Origin of the sequence: Segeticoccus rhizosphaerae (assembly GCF_009192725.1) — a bacterium.
In the GTDB taxonomy this organism is placed as follows: domain Bacteria; phylum Actinomycetota; class Actinomycetes; order Actinomycetales; family Dermatophilaceae; genus Segeticoccus; species Segeticoccus rhizosphaerae.
This window is the reverse complement of sequence record NZ_VOHR01000066.1, coordinates 1-15,369: the sequence shown is the minus strand read 5'-3', so window position 1 is coordinate 15,369 and position 15,369 is coordinate 1. Positions and strand designations below refer to the sequence as shown.

Genomic DNA, 15,369 nt, shown 5'->3' with positions numbered 1-15,369 from the left:
AGCGCCGGGCGCAGCGCGGCCAGCTCGTGCGGCTTGGGCTCTCGGGCGCCCACCAGCAGCCGCACCGCCGGCCCCTCATCCCGCCCGGCCAGCAGGACGCCCATCAGGACCGGGCCACCGACGAACAGGCCCCACGCCGGGGCCGCCGGCAGCAGGACACCGACCATGCAGGTCACCACGGTGCTGACCAGCATGCCGACCCCGGTGGGCAGCCAACCGAACATCCGCGAGCGCGTGGTCATCGCACCCACCTGCCTTCCTGCACCACCGGTGCGACTGTCCCGATCCCCCTGGGGGTGATCACCAGCAGCCTGGGTCGCCCTTGGGGTGTGTGACAGCAAGTCTGGCCCCTACCGCGGACACCCCGACGGCGTTATCCACAGGCAGCCGCGGACGCTGGAGCGCTGGGGACGGCGCAGGGCTTGATGGGGCCAGGCCAAGCCACGACCGAACAAGGAGCCCGTGATGACGCCCACCACGACACCGGCCCAGGAGACCATCGCCGCGATCGCCCGGCTGCTGCACCACGCGGCCAGGCAGGCCGCCCGCGAAGCTGACGCCGACGGACCCGGGTCCGTGCTGCAGCTACGCAGCCTGGGCATCCTCCTCGCGGCCTACGACGCAGCCGACCTAGTGCCACGACACCTCGACCCCTACCGGCCCAGACCACCACAGTCCGACGTGACCGAACTGCTCCTGGCCGCCGAGCACCTGGCCAGGCAGGTCCCTGCCACCCCGGCGACTGCCGGGTTCTCCATCGTCGTCGTCGCCCTGGGCAACCTGGTGCGCGAGATGGCGCCATGAGCCCCGAGCGAGACCAGCGCAGCGTCGGGGAGCTGCTGATGGACGCCGACGCCCAGGCTCGGCAGCTGCTCCTGCACGTGGACGGCGACGACGCCCCAGCCTTGATGCGCACCTGGGGGGAGGTCGTGCAGAACGCCAGCGACCTGTGGGCGGCCTTCCCCTCCGAACCCCTGGCCAGCCCCGACGCCGGACCGACCATGCAACGGCTCGAGACGATGAGCCAGACCCTGCACCATGCCCAGATACGACAGACCTGGCCGGGACCCGGCCCCAGCCACGAGCGGCTCCTCACGATCTCCGACAACCTCGCCAGAGCCACCGAGCTGGTCGACCGGTACTGCGGTGACGTCCGGCCCACCACAGACCCGGTCCGGGCCGACCTGGCTGCCGCACGCATGCGGGTCATGCACACCCTGTATGTCGGCTCCCACGCCGTCGGTGTGGCCGTCCAGCAACACCATCGCGATCTCCAAGACAGGTTCGGTAAGAAGGGTTCGCCCAGGCAGCAATTTGGGATCTCTAGGAGCAGCCGGCAGCACGCTGCCCGACAAGCCGCCGCCCGGCGGGCGGCCGACCACCTGGCCGCCTTCGAGCAGTTGGCCGGGGCAGTGACCGGTCGTCGCTTCGGTGAAGTGCTGGCCGGCGAGCACCAGCTGCCGGCTTCCGACACCGGCCGACTGGGCCAGGCCATGGCCGATCTGGATATTCAGAGCCACCGCGTCCTGGCTGCGACCCCGACGGCGGCGAACCTGCACCTGAGCGCCGCCACCCAGGCTGGATTGGCCCACGCGGGGATAGTCATTCTCGCGGCGGCCAGCAGCACCGGGCAGCTCGACCCGTCCCACCGGGCGCGTCTGGTGCCTGCCCTCGAGTCGTCCGGGCAGGCGTGGCACCGCCTCGCCGATCAGTGGGGCGACATGCTCGCCCCCGGGGACCGGGCGGATCCGAGCCTGAGACGGGCGGCAGGCGAGACGCGAGCCGCGGTCTACGAGGTCGCCATGGACAAGACCAGCTGGGCCACAGCAGAGGTCATCACCCAGCGGGTCGACCTGGCTGAGGCCGCAGCCACGGTGCAGATGGCCGTGGCGGCCGCGGTCGAGGCGGCGGGCGTGCACCGGGATGTGGCCGTTCGGGACCAGAGCCTCACCGGGCCGGCGCGCACGATGGCCGCCCGGGCGCGGGAACTAGACGACGGCGTTGACCGGCAGGTGCCGTGGGTGAAGCCCGCAGACCTGCACGCCAACCGCGTCGTGGCCCTGCCCGCCCCGCTGCGGCAAGAGCTCGTCGCGGCGACGGATCGCCTGGTGGACATCACCCGGAAGGCCCTGTCGGCCAGCAGCGTGCTCAACCACGCTGGTTGGCCATCGCCGGCCGGGGCTGAGTCCCCTCGGCGGCTGCCAGAGGAACGCCAACATCCGTCATCCACGCTCTTGCCGTCGCGCCCTGGACCCCAGCGATGAAGGGGCTCACTGAGCTTGCCCACGCCGCCCTGGCGATGGGCATCGCGGTCTGCCTCGGGCGCGATGCCAGACCCGCGCTTGATACTCCAAGCTGCCAGATGGGGGCCACTCAACGAGATGCGGTGAGTTCGTGGCCGAGCGCGGCGCCGGTAGCCTCTGGTGTCGTGAGGGTGGGCGAACCGGACGGTCAAGGCCGGTTCGGGGTGCTCGAAGTCGCCCCGGACGGGTTGCTGGTGTGCCATGAGTGCGGGCAGGCGCACCGGCACTTGGGTTTGCACGTCGCACGGGCGCATGGGGTCCAGGCGGCAGAGTACCGGCGTCGGCACGGCTTGGCGCGCACTCGAGGCTTGGTGGCCGAAGACCTGCGGGCCTTGATCGCGGGCAAGGCACGGGAGCGGATGGACCGTCCCGAGGGCGCCGGGTTCGTGGCCGCGCGCGATTCGGCGCGCGCGTCGTTGGCACGCCTGGCGGCGGGGGAGGGGTGGGCTCCGGAGGTGCTGGCTGCGCACATCGAGCGCACGTCAACCCGCGCACGAACGCGCACCAGAATCGTTGTCAGATGCGGAGAGTGTGGGGTGCGGTTCAGTCCCATCCGTGGCAATCTGAAGCGTCGGAAGTTCTGCTCACGGACCTGCGCGAACATTGCCAACCGACGGGCACGTCGCCGGGCCTGACCACTCACCGCCCACGCGCTGGTGCTCCGAGCCGCTCGGCATCTCGCGGAGCCGCTCGACCGTCGCCACCCAGTCAGCGCGCAGCTGCCGATGGGCTTCCCGCAGCTCGGACGGATCGCTGGATCGGATCAGCAACCGCACTGGATGCCGCCGGTCCAGCTCGGCCTCGATGTATGACGTCACCTCAACCCCGTTGACCACCAGGTTGTCGACCAGCATGTCGATCACGGCGTCGCGCATCACCACCCCGACCAGACGGGCCGGGTCAGGTGTGTGGGACTTCGAAACGCGGGACATCCTGGGGAACGCGAGCGATCTGGCTGGCTGTCCTGTCCCACCTGAACTCTGCGAATGACGTTGCGAAGTCCCGAGTTGGCTTGAGTCGCTGCCGGATCCGGCGGCGGGTGGCGGACACTGTTGAACTGTGACGGCGCTGCAGCTGGAGGTCCGCTGGACGGGGCCGGACGCCTCTGATAGATGGGCTGACACGGGACCAGCTCTGGAAGTCAACCGCGCCGCGCCGTCGCACCTTCAGCTCACCGTCCGAGCGAACTATGCCCTGGCCTGGCGGCTGCGCGTTCGTCCCAGTTCAGCATATGGTCCATCGACTCGGTGGGCCACCACGGAGAAGCGTCGCCGCCGTGGTTGGAACGCGTCGCGGCGTCAGTCGTTCCCACGCTAACCGCACGAGAGCAGGCGCCGGGGAGCCTCGCGCCCCACGGCGCCCGGCACGTCGTGTCTTGAGCCGAGGTCAGTGGGTCGGTGAGGAGTCTCTGTGCGCCCCCCATCTCCATAGGGCTGGTCTACGAGTCCTTACGCGAGCGGAGCCGCACTACAGGTCCAGGAACTGTGACAGCCTCTGCGCACTCTCGGACACGGCGGCTGCGATCTGCGCGAGGCGATCCTCGTCGATACGGAAAGTCGGACCGGCACAACTGAGGGCGGCCACCACCCCCCTGGTGTCCTTGTCCCAGATGGGAGCGGCCACTGCCGTGACGCCGGGTTCGATGGTGTCCCGCGTCGTTGCAACCCCGCCCAGCGGGATCGAACCCAGGAGCGCGGCTCCGATCGCGGTCCCGTGTATCGGCCAAGACCGCCCGACCCACGCCGTGTGCCGGATCGGCTGGGCACTGTCCACGTGCCGGATGTACACCGCCTCATCGCCGCTCCGAATGGCGAGGTAGGCGGATTCGTTGGTCCTCTCTGCCAGGTTCTCGAGCTCGGGGCCGGCCACCGTGATCAACGGAGCAGACTTGAGTCGCGAGGACAGAGCCAGCAGGCGGACGCCGGGATACCATCTCCCGCTGTGATCGCGACGTACGGCGTTCTCCGCTTCCAAGGTGCTGAGCAGGCGGGCTGCCGTCGTCACCGGGAGGCCGACGTTTCTGGCGGCGTCGGCGAGCGTGATCCCGTTGTAGTTGTCCTGCTGCACGGCCTCGGTGACGGCGTCGAGGAGGGCGAGCGCGCGAGAGACACTGCGAACGGCGGCGGTCGGCGAGCCGGAGGAGTGGGTGGTGGGGTCTGTGTCAACCACGCCCTGCTCCTCGTGCTGTCGTGAAGGTCCGCGTGTACCTGTTCGTTGAGAAATAGTCAGTCCTCCTGCATTCTTTGCCTACGCAGTGCCCGGCATGTTCTCGTCGGACATGGCGGGCCCCATCCTTGCCCGGTCGGCGGATGTCGCTGCGAGCGCCCGCGGGGCGGACCCGCACACCTGGACGTGCCCCGCGCTAGAGGCATGCAAGGACCGTGCAAGCCAGAGATGGCTGCAGCAGGCAGAGATGCCCGCCTAGTGGTATAGGCTACCACGGCATGGAAGATATGTGCGCCGCCCCATCACCCCTGCCGAAGAGCCGGCAGGCTGACCTGATCATCGTGGGTGCCAGTGAGCTCCTCACGTGTCGAATCCGGGAGGAATCGGCGACCGGGAGGGCGCTGCAGTCTGTCGAGACGATCCCAGACGGCGCTCTCGCCGTGCTGGACGGTCGCCTCTGTGCCGTGGGGACGACCGCCGAGGTGCTCGCCGCATGGCACAGCGACGATGTCATCGACGCACGGGGGTCGCTCGTGTCGCCCGGACTCGTCGACTGCCACACCCACCTTGTCCACGGAGGCAGCCGACACCAAGAATGGCAGCAACTGGTGCAGCGCCGGACGATCCCGTTGGCATCCGGCATCCGCTCGACGATCGAGCAGACGTACGCGGCATCGAGCGAGATGCTGCATGCTCGAGCATGGTCCGACCTGGATATGGCGCTCGCCCACGGCACCACCACCATGGAGGCCAAGAGCGGCTACGGCGCGGACATCGACGAGGAACTGCGTCTGCTCCAGGTGCTGAGGGGGCTGCGCGCTCATCCGGTCGACCTCGTCAGCACGTTCTTCGGCGCGCAGGTGCTGCCGGCGCGATTCCAAGGCCGGCGAGGCTACTTCATCGATCGCGTCGTCGACGCGATGCCGGAGGCGGCCCGGCTCGCTGAGTACTGCGATGTCTGCCTCGACCCGGTCGGATTCTCGCGAGCCGAGTGCGAACGCATCGCATCGGCCGCTAAGGACAGCGGTATGGGACTGCGTGTGCACGCCGACCAAACGGGCCATGCCGGGGGCACCCGCTTTGCTGCCGACGTCGGTGCGTCCTCGGTGGACCACCTCGACTACTCCACGGACGCAGACCTCGAGGCCCTCGCCGACTCCGGTTGCGTAGGGGTGCTCGTGCCCGGCGTGGCGCACCATTTGCTGGAAGTGGTCCCCAGCCCGGACCCCCGACAACGGGTGGACAAGGCCTTCGTGCCGGGGCTGGCCCGGCGCATGATCGCAGCGGGCGTGCCGGTGGCGGTTTCCACCGACTACAACCCGGGAACCAGCCCGACGCTGTCCATGCAGACGGCGATGCAGCTGGCGGTCCGGATCTTTGGCCTGACCTACGCAGAAGCGTGGTACTTGGCAACCCTGAACCCCGCCAAGTCCCTCGACCGAGAAGCGCTCATCGGGAGCCTCGAGGTGGGCAAGGTCGCGGACGTGGTGATCTGGCAGGTCCCGGAGCACGGGATGGTGCTGAACCGATTCGGCACCAACCTAGTCAAGTGTGTGATCAAGTCGGGTCACGTGTGTGCGAACCGCCCACAAGCGTCCGTCCCAATCCGTTGACATCTACCAGCAGGCGGGCTACCGTCCCATCACGCGGTTGTTCTGTCGGATCCGTGCCGGCAGCCAGGATCACTCACCAGCCCGGTGGAAAGTCCCCTCGGCGGCGACGCCAGGGCTCGCCAAACGGGCTGCTCACCACGCAAGTAGCCAGCGAGGAGTTGTTCCCGTGATTGACCAAGACACAGGACTCGTCACTTTGCACAGAGGACCAGAACTACGTTGCCGCGGTTGGCGCCAGGAGACCCTCCTGCGGCTTCTCGAGAACACGCTGTTCAACGGTGAGCATCCGGAGAGCTTGATCGTCTATGCGGGAACCGCCAAGGCGGCCCGCAACCCGGAGGCGCTGCAACGCACGGTCCGACTGCTCCAGGAGATCGACGAGGACGAGACCCTCGTCATTCAGTCGGGCAAGCCGGTCGGCGTCTTCAAGACGGGTCCCGGCGCGCCTTTGGTCCTGATGGCCACCAGCAACCTGGTCGGACGGTGGGCCACGCCTGAGCACTTCGCCGAGCTGGAGTCCCGAGACCTCATCATGTTCGGGGGATACACCGCTGGCGACTGGCAGTACATCGGCTCGCAAGGAATCGTCCAGGGGACCTACCAGACCTTTATCGAGGCCGCCCGCAAGCACCTGAACCAGAACGACCTGGCCGGACGCCTAGTAGTCACCGCAGGGATGGGCGGCATGGGCGGCGCGCAACCGCTCGCCATTGCCATGGCCGGCGGCGTCGGTCTGTGCGTCGAGATGGACCCCTCGCGAATCGAGAAGAGAATCGAGACCGGTTACCTCGAGCGGGCCACCGAATCCGTGGATGAGGCACTCGAGTGGGCCCAGGCGGCCGTGAGGGGCCGGACTGCCACCTCGATCGGCATCCTGGGTAACGCCGCCGAGGTGGTGCCCGGCCTGGTTAGCCGGGGAGTCCGCCCCGATATCGTGACCGACCAGACGTCCGCACACGACCCCCTGTTCGGATACATCCCGCTCGGCTTCAGCCTGGAGGAGGTCCGCGCAGCGCGACAGGACATCCCCGACGAGGTGCGCCGGCGCTCGCGGGAGTCGATGGTCGAACACGTGAAGGCGATGTTGTCGTGGAAGGCCCAGGGCGCCGTGGTCTTCGAGTACGGCAACAACATCCGCGAGCAGGCACGCTTGGGCGGTGTCGATGACGCGATGTCGATCAGTGGATTCATCCCCGAATACGTCCGACCCCTGTTTGCCCGTGGCATCGGCCCGTTCCGGTGGATCGCCGCCTCCGGCACGGAGGAGGACATTTTCGTTCTCGACTCCCTGGTGCGCGAGAGGTTCCCGGACTCCCTCGCCGCGGAGTGGGTCATGATGGCGCAAAAGCACGTGCAGTTCCAGGGCCTGCCGGCTCGCATCGGATGGCTCGGCCACGGTGAGCGCCGCGAGTTCGCACTCCTCGTCAACGAGGCGGTGGCTCAGGGACGAGTCTCTGGTCCGATCGCGTTCACGCGCGACCACCTGGACACGGGCGGCGTGTGTCAACCGCTTCGTGAGACCGAAGGCATGCCGGACGGCAGCGACGCGGTGTCGGACTGGCCGCTCCTCAACGCTCTGCTCAACTCCGGAGCGGGCGCCGACCTAGTGGCGATCCACGCAGGTGGCAGTGGGTACGCAGGCTATTTCCAGAGTGCCGGAGTGACGGTCATCGCTGACGGCACCGAAGCGGCCACGCATCGCCTCGGGGCGGTGCTGTCCGCCGACACCGGGATCGGTGTCGTCCGACACGCCGACGCCGGTTACCGCGAGTCATTGGCGACTCTGCGGCAGGTCGGCGACGTGAGGGAGTTCGCAGAGCAGTGAAAGTGTCCAGCCGCCCATCCTAGGAATCACCTGACGAAGAAGGTAACGCTGATGTTTTACAGACGCTCACGGGTCAGACTTTCCGCTCTGATCGCTCTCACAGTGCTGATGATCTCGGCTTGTGGACAGAAGGCCGAGTCCACATCCACAGGATCCGAGGAGGTACCGCGCGTGCGCGTCGCCCTCTCGTCCTGGGTGGGGTTCGCCCCGTTGTACGTGGCTCAAGAACAAGGTTTCTACGAACAACACGGACTCGACGTCGAACTGGTTCCCATCGAGGACCCTGCCGACCGATTCAACGCGCTCAAGGGCAAGAAGGTCGAGGCCGTCGCCACCACAGTGGACACCTTCGCACACGCCATCCCCGCCGGCGCCCCGGCTAAGATCGTGTGGTTTCCGGACACCGCGAACGGCGGCGAGGGGATCCTGACGGGCCGCGACGTCAACAGTGTCACGGACCTGAAGGGCCAAACGGTCGCCGTCAATAAGGGATCCACCATGGAGTTCCTCGTCGCCTACGTGCTCGACCAGGCCGGACTCTCCATGGACGACGTCAAGATTCGCAACATGACCTCTGATCAGGCAGGCGCCGCTTTCGCGGCGGGAAAGGTTCCGGCAGCAGCGACTTGGGAACCGTGGCTGACGACGGCGCTGAAGAAGAACAAGGACGGCAAGCTCCTGCTGAGCACCAAGGGCGGCGCGTACGCGCAGATCATGTCCGACGCCATCGGCTTCGACAGCGAGATCATCGACAGTAGCCCAGAGACGGTCACGAAGTTCCTGTCGGCCATGAAGGACGCCAACGAGTTCATCGAGAAGAACAACCAAGAGACCTTCAAGATCGTCGCGGACGTGAATCAGATCAGCGTCGAGGAGGCCGCTGGTCTGTGGAAGTCAACCAAGATGCTCTCTCTACAGGACAACAAGGAATACATGGGGTCTGACGACAAGCCAGGGCCGCTCTTCGGAGTCTACGACGCAGCGACAAAGTTCTGGCAGGAGCGTGGCAAGATCACCGACCCCACCCCCGCCGAAGATGCCATCGCTCCCCAGTTCGTACGGGACATGGGCTAATTCGAGACAGGCTGAGAGGAGAAGTGGTGAAGCGCCGTCCCGATTGGTCGAGTCTTCTGACCCCTCTGCCAGGCCGTTGGGCCATCGGCTTGGGAGTGGTTGGGGTTGCTTCCTTGCTCGCGGTGTGGGCCGCTGTCACCTACAGCGGGATGGTTGAGCCCTTCTTCCTACCCAGCCCCACCGCTGTCGGACACGCCTTCTACGACCTGCTGATGAACTTCGGGTTCCTCGAGGACATCTGGGCAAGCCTCAGGAGGATCCTCGTCGGGTTTGTGCTGGCGGTCGTTCTCGCGGTTCCAATCGGGGTCGCGATGGGCTCGATGGCGACTGTTCAGTCGATGCTGGAGCCGATTCTTGGTGCGGCACGTTACATGCCAGCGACAGCCTTCATCTCGCTCCTCATCATCTGGATGGGCATAGGGGAAGCAGAGAAGTCAGGGCTGATATTCATCGGCGTGTTCTTCCCGCTATGCCTGGTGATTGCGGACGCAGCCTCGGCGACTCCGCGGGAGCGACTCAACGCCGCATACACCCTGGGTGCGTCGCGGGCACGAGCCTTCTGGAACGTGCTCCTTCCCTCGACCATGCCGCAAATCATCGATCTCCTACGCATCGCCGCGGGCTGGGCGTGGACCTACGTCGTGGTTGCCGAACTCGTCGCAGCTGACTCCGGCATCGGTCAAGTGATCATCACGTCAGGTCGCTTCCTGCGCACGGACCAGGTGATTGCGGCGGTGCTCACCATCGGTGTCCTCGGCCTGATCACGGATCTGTTCTTCAGGGTCCTCTACAAGCGACTGTTCCCCTATGCGGAGAGGGTGACGCGATGAGTACCATCTCGGTGAGGAACGTCTCCAAGACCTTTGCCATGCGCAGCGGAACGCGAACCGCGCTGGACTCGGTGAGCCTGGAGATCCCGAGCGGGAGTTTCACTTGCATCGTGGGCGCGTCCGGCTGCGGCAAGTCGACGCTGCTCAACATGATCGGCGGCCTGGACACGCCAAGCGCAGGCAGGATCGAGGTCGCGGGCAGCGTCGTCGAAGGGCCCGGTCCGGAGCGAGGGATGGTGTTCCAATCGTATGCGCTCTATCCCTGGTTGCGCGTGCGCCAGAACGTGGAGTTCGGTCTGCGCATGACCAAGCGGCCTAAGAGCACGTGGAAGCAGGTCTCGGAGGGCCTGCTGGAGGAGATGGGTCTCAGCGATTTCGCCGATGCCTACCCACGCGAGCTTTCCGGCGGGATGCGGCAACGGGTGGCCATTGCCCGGGCGTTGGCGACCGACCCGCCGGTGATGTTGATGGACGAGCCGTTCGGCGCTCTCGACGCGCTGACTCGGATCGGGGCGCAGCGACTGTTGTTGGACATCTGGCAGCGTCACCGACGCACCATCGTTTTTGTGACGCACGACATTAACGAGGCGCTGCTACTCGGAGACCAGCTGGTCGTGCTCTCAAGCTCTCCGGGGCGAGTCAAGGAGCTGATCCCCGTCGGCTTCAGCCGTCCGCGGACTGCGGAGATAGCCGGCACCGCGGAGTTCACCCAACTGCGCGAACGTGTGCTGTCGATGATCTTCGATACCTCGCCGCAGTCTGCCCGACGACCTGATGTGAGGAGTGCATCTGCGTGACTGAACAGTTGTGTGCGCCGCTGAGTGGCGTTAAAGTGCTGGAACTCGGCACCATGATCTCGGCCCCGTACTGTTCTCGGCTGCTGGCGGACCTCGGGGCGGAGGTCATCAAGGTGGAGTCACCGGTCGGTGACCACACCCGCGACGTCCCACCGCGCTTCGAGGGCATGAGCACCACCTTTCGGCTGCTGAACCGCAACAAGCGCAGCGTGATCCTCGATCTGAAGGACTCAGACGACGCCGAGACGTTCGCGCGCCTGACGCGGGAGGCCGACGTCCTGATCGAGAACCTGAGACCAGGCGGTCTCGAGCGCCTAGGGTTTTCGTCCGAGAAACTCCGAGCGGGCAACGGAGAGCTCGTCTACCTGAGCATCTCGGGCTTCGGCCAGTCCGGCCCGTGGGCGGACCGGCCCGCCTACGACATCATCGCGCAGGCCATGTCTGGCCTGATGGCCGTGACCGGCCCAGCAGAGGGGCCGCCGGCGCGGGTCGGGATCAGCATCGGAGATGTGCTGCCCGGGGTGCTCGGAGCTTTTGCGGTCGTGGCGGCACTGCTGAGACGGCAGCGCACCCGCCGGGGCGCGCGGATCGACCTGGCTATGGTCGACGCTCTGCTGGCCGGGCTGGAGTCGGTCGGCATGAGGGCGCTCCACGACTCGGGTCCTCTGGTCCCCACCGGCACCGACCACGCCATCAGCGCCCCGTACGGCTCGTTCGCGGCCGCCGACGGACAGTTCGTCCTGGCCGTCGCCAACGACGCTTTGTTCTCCAAGCTCGCCGGGGTACTGGGCCGGCCCCATTGGATCGATGATCCGAGGTTTGTCAGCGATGAGCTGAGGGGAGCGCACCGGGAGGAGCTGCGCAAGGAGATCGAGGCTGCCCTCGCGGATTGGTCAGTCGACGAGGCCCTGCGACGGCTTTCCTCGGCGGGGGTCCCCTGTGCCCCGATTCTGGACCCCAGAGAGGCACTGACCGGCGAGTACGCACGTGCGCGGGGTGTGACGGACCTTGAGGCCGACGGCTTTACGACCTTGGGCATGGGATTCCAGCTCGATGACTATCGCCCGCCCATGAACCAGGCGCCGCGGCACGGTGAGCACACCGCACGACCCCACTTCGAGGAGGATGAGCCCAAAGATGCGTCGTCTCTCTGAGGACCTGGCGCAGGTCGAGCATCCCGATCTGGTGCAAGCGATCCGCGACTTCGCGCGCGAACGAGTGGCACCACTCGCCGCCGAACGGGACCAACAGGGGGAGGATGCCGCGGAAATCTTCGGTGAGCTCGCGCGCATGGATACGCTGGGCATCACCGTGCCCGAGGAGCACGGCGGGCTCGGGCTGGACACTCCTACCCTCGTCGCCGCCATCGAGGAGCTGGCATACGCGGACGCTTCGGTGGCCTCCGTCTTCGCCGGGCACTACCTGGGCATGGAGGGCTTCCGCGTTTTCGGTGACGCTCGCATGAAGTCGCAGTTCCTTACCCCCATGGCCCGCGGAGAGCTGCGAGCGGCCTTCGCCCTGACCGAACCGGATGCAGGCTCCGACGTCGGCGCCATGCGCTCCACCGCGGTGGAGCACGAAGGTGGCTGGAGACTCAACGGCAACAAGATCTTCATCAGCAGCGCGGCAGAGGCAGACGTCATGCTGGTGTTCGCGAAGACCGATCCCACCGCAGGGTTCAGAGGCATCAGCGCCTTCGTGGTCCCGACCGCGTCCGACGGCCTGCACTATTCGAAACCGATGGAGAAGATGGGGATCCGCGGTGAGCACGCGTATGAGGTGTCGCTCGACGACGTCGTGGTGCCTGGCCACCACGTGCTGGGATCCCCCGGAGACGGGGGGAAGGTGGCGATGCACGCCCTTAACCCGTCCCGGATCGACGCAGCCGCACTCGCCAACGGGATCGCGATGCGGGCGCTGGACCTCGCCATAGCCCACGCGACGAACCGCGTGCAGTTCGGCAGGCCCATCCGAGACTTCCAGGCGATTCAGCTCGCGCTGGGCAAGATGGACTGCCTCATCGAGAGCAGCCGGCTGGTCACCTATCGAGCTGCGCGCCAGAAGGACTCCGGCGGCGACCTTCGTCGAGCGGCGTCCATCGCCAAGTACGTGGCGAGTGAGAACGCCTTTCAGGTCGTCGACGCTGCGCTCCAGGTACACGGGGGTGCCGGTTACATGCGCGAGAGTGAAATCGAGCGACTCTACCGGGACGTCCGGCTCATTCGCCTCTACGAGGGAACGTCGGACATCCAGCTTCTGACCCTAAGCAAGGAGCTCACCGGCTTGTTCGACAGCAGGGGAAAACTGTTCTGAACCGTTCAACCCAACACGAGGAATCATGAATACCACTAGCATATCCGTGCTTGACGCGCCCACGCCCAGCTCCCTGCCGATCGGCGGACCTGCAGGGATCCGGGTCGACAGGCCAGCAGGTCTCGTCTTCGTCGGCGGCCAGATCTCGGCCGGTCCGACCGGGGAGGTGATCGGGCGAGAGGATCTGGAGGCCCAGCTGCGCAATGTGTTCGAGAACATCTGGCGGGTCCTACGTGACGCGGGCGTCGGGTGGCGAGACGTGGTCCGGATGGACGTCTACTACGTCCCTGACGACGAGACGGTCTTCTGGGACACGCTGACGCGAGTCGCCGCCAACTTCATCGAAGGCAGCGGCCCCGTCTGGACGGCGGTGCAGGTGCCCGGGCTCGCCTACCCGGGACTGCTGGTCGAGATCGACGCGGTCGCGGTTGCCAGGAACGGGTGAGCCGGATGCACAAGACACGGTTGATGCCTCGGGACATGCCCTGGTTCTGGTCGATGAATGTCCCGACGTCTCAGGGCTGGCAGGTCGCGGGAGAGCACTCGCTGCTGTTTACCGGAGCACAGCTGCCGATGGACACGGACGGCAAAGTTGCAGGCGTCGGCGACATAGAGACCCAGACGAGGCTTGTCTTCTCGAACATCACCTCCGTTCTGGCCAGCTCCGGGGCCACATGGGCGGACGTGGTGAAGATGAATACCTTCTACGTCTTCAACGGCGCCGACGACGAGCTGACCGCCTACTGGGAGAAGATGACAAAGGTCCGGGTGGAGTTCTATGCGACGCCTGCGCACTGCGGCACGGGGGTGCGCGTCGCCGGACTACCCGGACGAGACGTCCTTGTCAGTGCTGCGGCGACCGCCGTTGTGCCGACTCGGAGCTCGGCCGATGGCCATGTCTAGCGTTCTTAAGCAGGCGGCAGACATTAGGTCTTTCCTCGTTGATCTCCGGCGCGAACTGCATCGTGAGCCCGAGATCGGACTCACCCTGCCCCTCACCCAGGCGAAGGTGCTGCGAGCACTCGATGGCCTGCCCCTCGAGGTATCCACCGGGACCGATCTGTCCTCGGTCGTAGCGGTGCTGAGAGGCGAAGGAGGCGACCGGACGGCCTCCTCGCCTCGTCCGGTCGTACTGCTGCGCGGAGACATGGACGCCCTGCCAGTCACCGAGGCCACCGGCCTTCCCTTCAGTTCCTCGATCACGGGCGTGATGCACGCTTGCGGCCACGACCTGCACACTGCCATGCTCGTCGGCGCCGCTCATCTGCTTTGTCGCCTTCGAAGCGAACTGATCGGGGACGTCATCTTCATGTTCCAACCCGGCGAGGAGAGTTGGAACGGCGCCCAGGTGATGATCGACGAAGGCGTCCTAGGGGCGGCCGGTCCACTGCCTGTGGCCTCCTTGGCCCTGCACGTGTTCACCGGCATCGGCGAGCGAGGCACGTTCTTCACCAAACCAGGGACCATCATGGCAGCCTCGGACCAGCTCCACGTCACCGTAATCGGTACCGGCGGCCACGGGTCGACGCCGCATCTCGCCCGGGATCCCGTGACCGCCGTGGCCGACATGGTCTCGGCGCTGCAGACTACCGTGACACGGCGGTTCGACATCTTCGATCCAGTGGTGATCACCGTGGGACTGCTCCATGCCGGCACGAAGGCCAACGTGATCCCCGAGCAGGCACGGTTCGAGGCAACGGTACGAACCTTCTCGAGCCAGGCCCGGCAGACGGTGCAGCGCATCGTCGGGCCGATGCTGCAGGCCGTCGCCGAGTCCCACGGCGTCGACGTGGGAGTCGACTGGGTGCCCGGATACCCCACAACCGTCAATGCCGCGGCCGAGACCCAGCTCATCGAAGAGACCGTGGCAGGCCTCTTCGGGGAGGGCCGGCTCGATCTGATGAACAGTCCCCTCGCCGGGGCCGAGGACTACTCGCGGATCCTCGAGAAGGTGCCGGGTGTATTCGTCGGCCTGGGAACCACACCCGCCGGCCAGTCAGGTGATCCGGCTCCCTTCAACCACTCGGCACATGCGCAGTTCGACGACACAGTGCTGCCCGACGGGGCCGCCCTGTACGCCGCTTGGGCGCTCAGCCGCCTGGACCTCGAATCGAGGCGCAGGACGCTCAGCCCGGTCAGCGGCTAGCACGGAAGCGGTTCGACACCCGAGGTGGTCGGTCACCTACTCGACTTGGGCCACCTGCATGAACACGTTCTGACGTCCGATGACCTGTACGGCTCCGCGCGAGTCGCTCTCGTGCGCTCGTTACGCGGCTCGCGCTCGAACCCGCCAAGGAGGTGAGGCCCCAACGCGCTGAACAACCCGCAGAGGGCGGCCCGGGCCGTAGCTGTCGACGGCGCTCGAAGATTGGACAGTTTCGGCGGTGAAAAGTGAACACTCGACCATTGGAGTGTGATCACTTTGGAGGACTGGGCGCTGATCCGGAG

General features: G+C 66.6%; 16 protein-coding genes. 13 read left to right on the top strand and 3 right to left on the bottom strand.

The genetic code is table 11. The features are described from left to right. A partial coding sequence (locus FRW57_RS07860; protein ID WP_203230252.1) for a hypothetical protein occupies positions 1 to 242 on the bottom strand: 242 nt, incomplete at its 3' end. A gap of 223 nt (positions 243 to 465) precedes the next feature. Between FRW57_RS07860 and FRW57_RS07855 the strand changes: the two genes are divergently transcribed. From FRW57_RS07855 to FRW57_RS25020, 3 genes are read left to right on the top strand one after another with little or no spacing between them, the layout of a single operon-like run. After that, a complete protein-coding gene (locus FRW57_RS07855) occupies positions 466 to 804 on the top strand; it encodes a hypothetical protein (RefSeq protein WP_152185741.1) in 339 nt (112 codons plus the stop codon). Further along, positions 801 to 2,264: a hypothetical protein gene (locus tag FRW57_RS07850; RefSeq protein ID WP_152185740.1), complete on the top strand. Its 1,464-nt coding sequence runs from the start codon at positions 801 to 803 to the stop codon at positions 2,262 to 2,264. The genes FRW57_RS07855 and FRW57_RS07850 overlap by 4 nt, the downstream gene beginning before the upstream one ends. Next, complete coding sequence (locus tag FRW57_RS25020; protein WP_152185739.1) at positions 2,261 to 2,938, top strand: MucR family transcriptional regulator; 678 nt, start codon at positions 2,261 to 2,263, stop codon at positions 2,936 to 2,938. The genes FRW57_RS07850 and FRW57_RS25020 overlap by 4 nt, the downstream gene beginning before the upstream one ends. Here FRW57_RS25020 and FRW57_RS07840 read toward each other — a convergent pair. Beyond that, positions 2,888 to 3,235, bottom strand: coding sequence for a hypothetical protein (locus tag FRW57_RS07840; RefSeq protein WP_203230251.1), 348 nt, complete (start codon positions 3,233 to 3,235; stop codon positions 2,888 to 2,890). The two genes, FRW57_RS25020 and FRW57_RS07840, sit on opposite strands and share 51 nt — an antisense overlap. A gap of 535 nt (positions 3,236 to 3,770) precedes the next feature. Beyond that, a complete protein-coding gene (locus tag FRW57_RS07835; RefSeq protein WP_152185738.1) occupies positions 3,771 to 4,472 on the bottom strand; it encodes an IclR family transcriptional regulator in 702 nt (233 codons plus the stop codon). A 275-nt stretch (positions 4,473 to 4,747) separates the two neighbouring features. Between FRW57_RS07835 and hutI the strand changes: the two genes are divergently transcribed. The 10 genes from hutI (at position 4,748) to FRW57_RS07785 (ending at position 15,067) form a co-directional block, all read left to right on the top strand. Beyond that, positions 4,748 to 6,082 carry an imidazolonepropionase gene (hutI, locus tag FRW57_RS07830; RefSeq protein WP_152185737.1) on the top strand — a complete coding sequence of 445 codons (1,335 nt, stop codon included), beginning with the start codon at positions 4,748 to 4,750 and terminating at the stop codon, positions 6,080 to 6,082. 166 nt (positions 6,083 to 6,248) lie between these two features. Beyond that, positions 6,249 to 7,907: a urocanate hydratase gene (locus FRW57_RS07825; RefSeq protein WP_162529304.1), complete on the top strand. Its 1,659-nt coding sequence runs from the start codon at positions 6,249 to 6,251 to the stop codon at positions 7,905 to 7,907. Between the two features lie 51 nt (positions 7,908 to 7,958). Then, positions 7,959 to 8,981 (top strand): ABC transporter substrate-binding protein, encoded by a 1,023-nt coding sequence (locus FRW57_RS07820; protein WP_152185736.1) that lies wholly within the window; start codon positions 7,959 to 7,961, stop codon positions 8,979 to 8,981. Between the two features lie 26 nt (positions 8,982 to 9,007). Next, a complete protein-coding gene (locus FRW57_RS07815) occupies positions 9,008 to 9,811 on the top strand; it encodes an ABC transporter permease (protein WP_152185735.1) in 804 nt (267 codons plus the stop codon). Beyond that, positions 9,808 to 10,608: an ABC transporter ATP-binding protein gene (locus FRW57_RS07810; RefSeq protein WP_152185734.1), complete on the top strand. Its 801-nt coding sequence runs from the start codon at positions 9,808 to 9,810 to the stop codon at positions 10,606 to 10,608. The genes FRW57_RS07815 and FRW57_RS07810 overlap by 4 nt, the downstream gene beginning before the upstream one ends. Beyond that, on the top strand, positions 10,605 to 11,762 hold the full coding sequence (locus FRW57_RS07805; protein WP_152185733.1) for a CaiB/BaiF CoA transferase family protein: 1,158 nt from the start codon (positions 10,605 to 10,607) through the stop codon (positions 11,760 to 11,762). The genes FRW57_RS07810 and FRW57_RS07805 overlap by 4 nt, the downstream gene beginning before the upstream one ends. Continuing rightward, on the top strand, positions 11,746 to 12,921 hold the full coding sequence (locus tag FRW57_RS07800; RefSeq protein ID WP_152185732.1) for an acyl-CoA dehydrogenase family protein: 1,176 nt from the start codon (positions 11,746 to 11,748) through the stop codon (positions 12,919 to 12,921). Before FRW57_RS07805 ends, FRW57_RS07800 begins: the two co-directional genes overlap by 17 nt. Before the next feature lie 25 nt (positions 12,922 to 12,946). Beyond that, positions 12,947 to 13,366, top strand: a complete 420-nt coding sequence (locus FRW57_RS07795) for a Rid family hydrolase (RefSeq protein WP_152185731.1) — start codon at positions 12,947 to 12,949, stop codon at positions 13,364 to 13,366. A 5-nt stretch (positions 13,367 to 13,371) separates the two neighbouring features. Next, the gene (locus FRW57_RS07790; protein ID WP_152185730.1) at positions 13,372 to 13,824 is read left to right on the top strand and encodes a RidA family protein; all 453 of its coding nucleotides are present in this window, start codon (positions 13,372 to 13,374) and stop codon (positions 13,822 to 13,824) included. Then, positions 13,811 to 15,067, top strand: coding sequence for a M20 metallopeptidase family protein (locus FRW57_RS07785; protein WP_238999370.1), 1,257 nt, complete (start codon positions 13,811 to 13,813; stop codon positions 15,065 to 15,067). Before FRW57_RS07790 ends, FRW57_RS07785 begins: the two co-directional genes overlap by 14 nt. Positions 15,068 to 15,369: the final 302 nt, after the last annotated feature.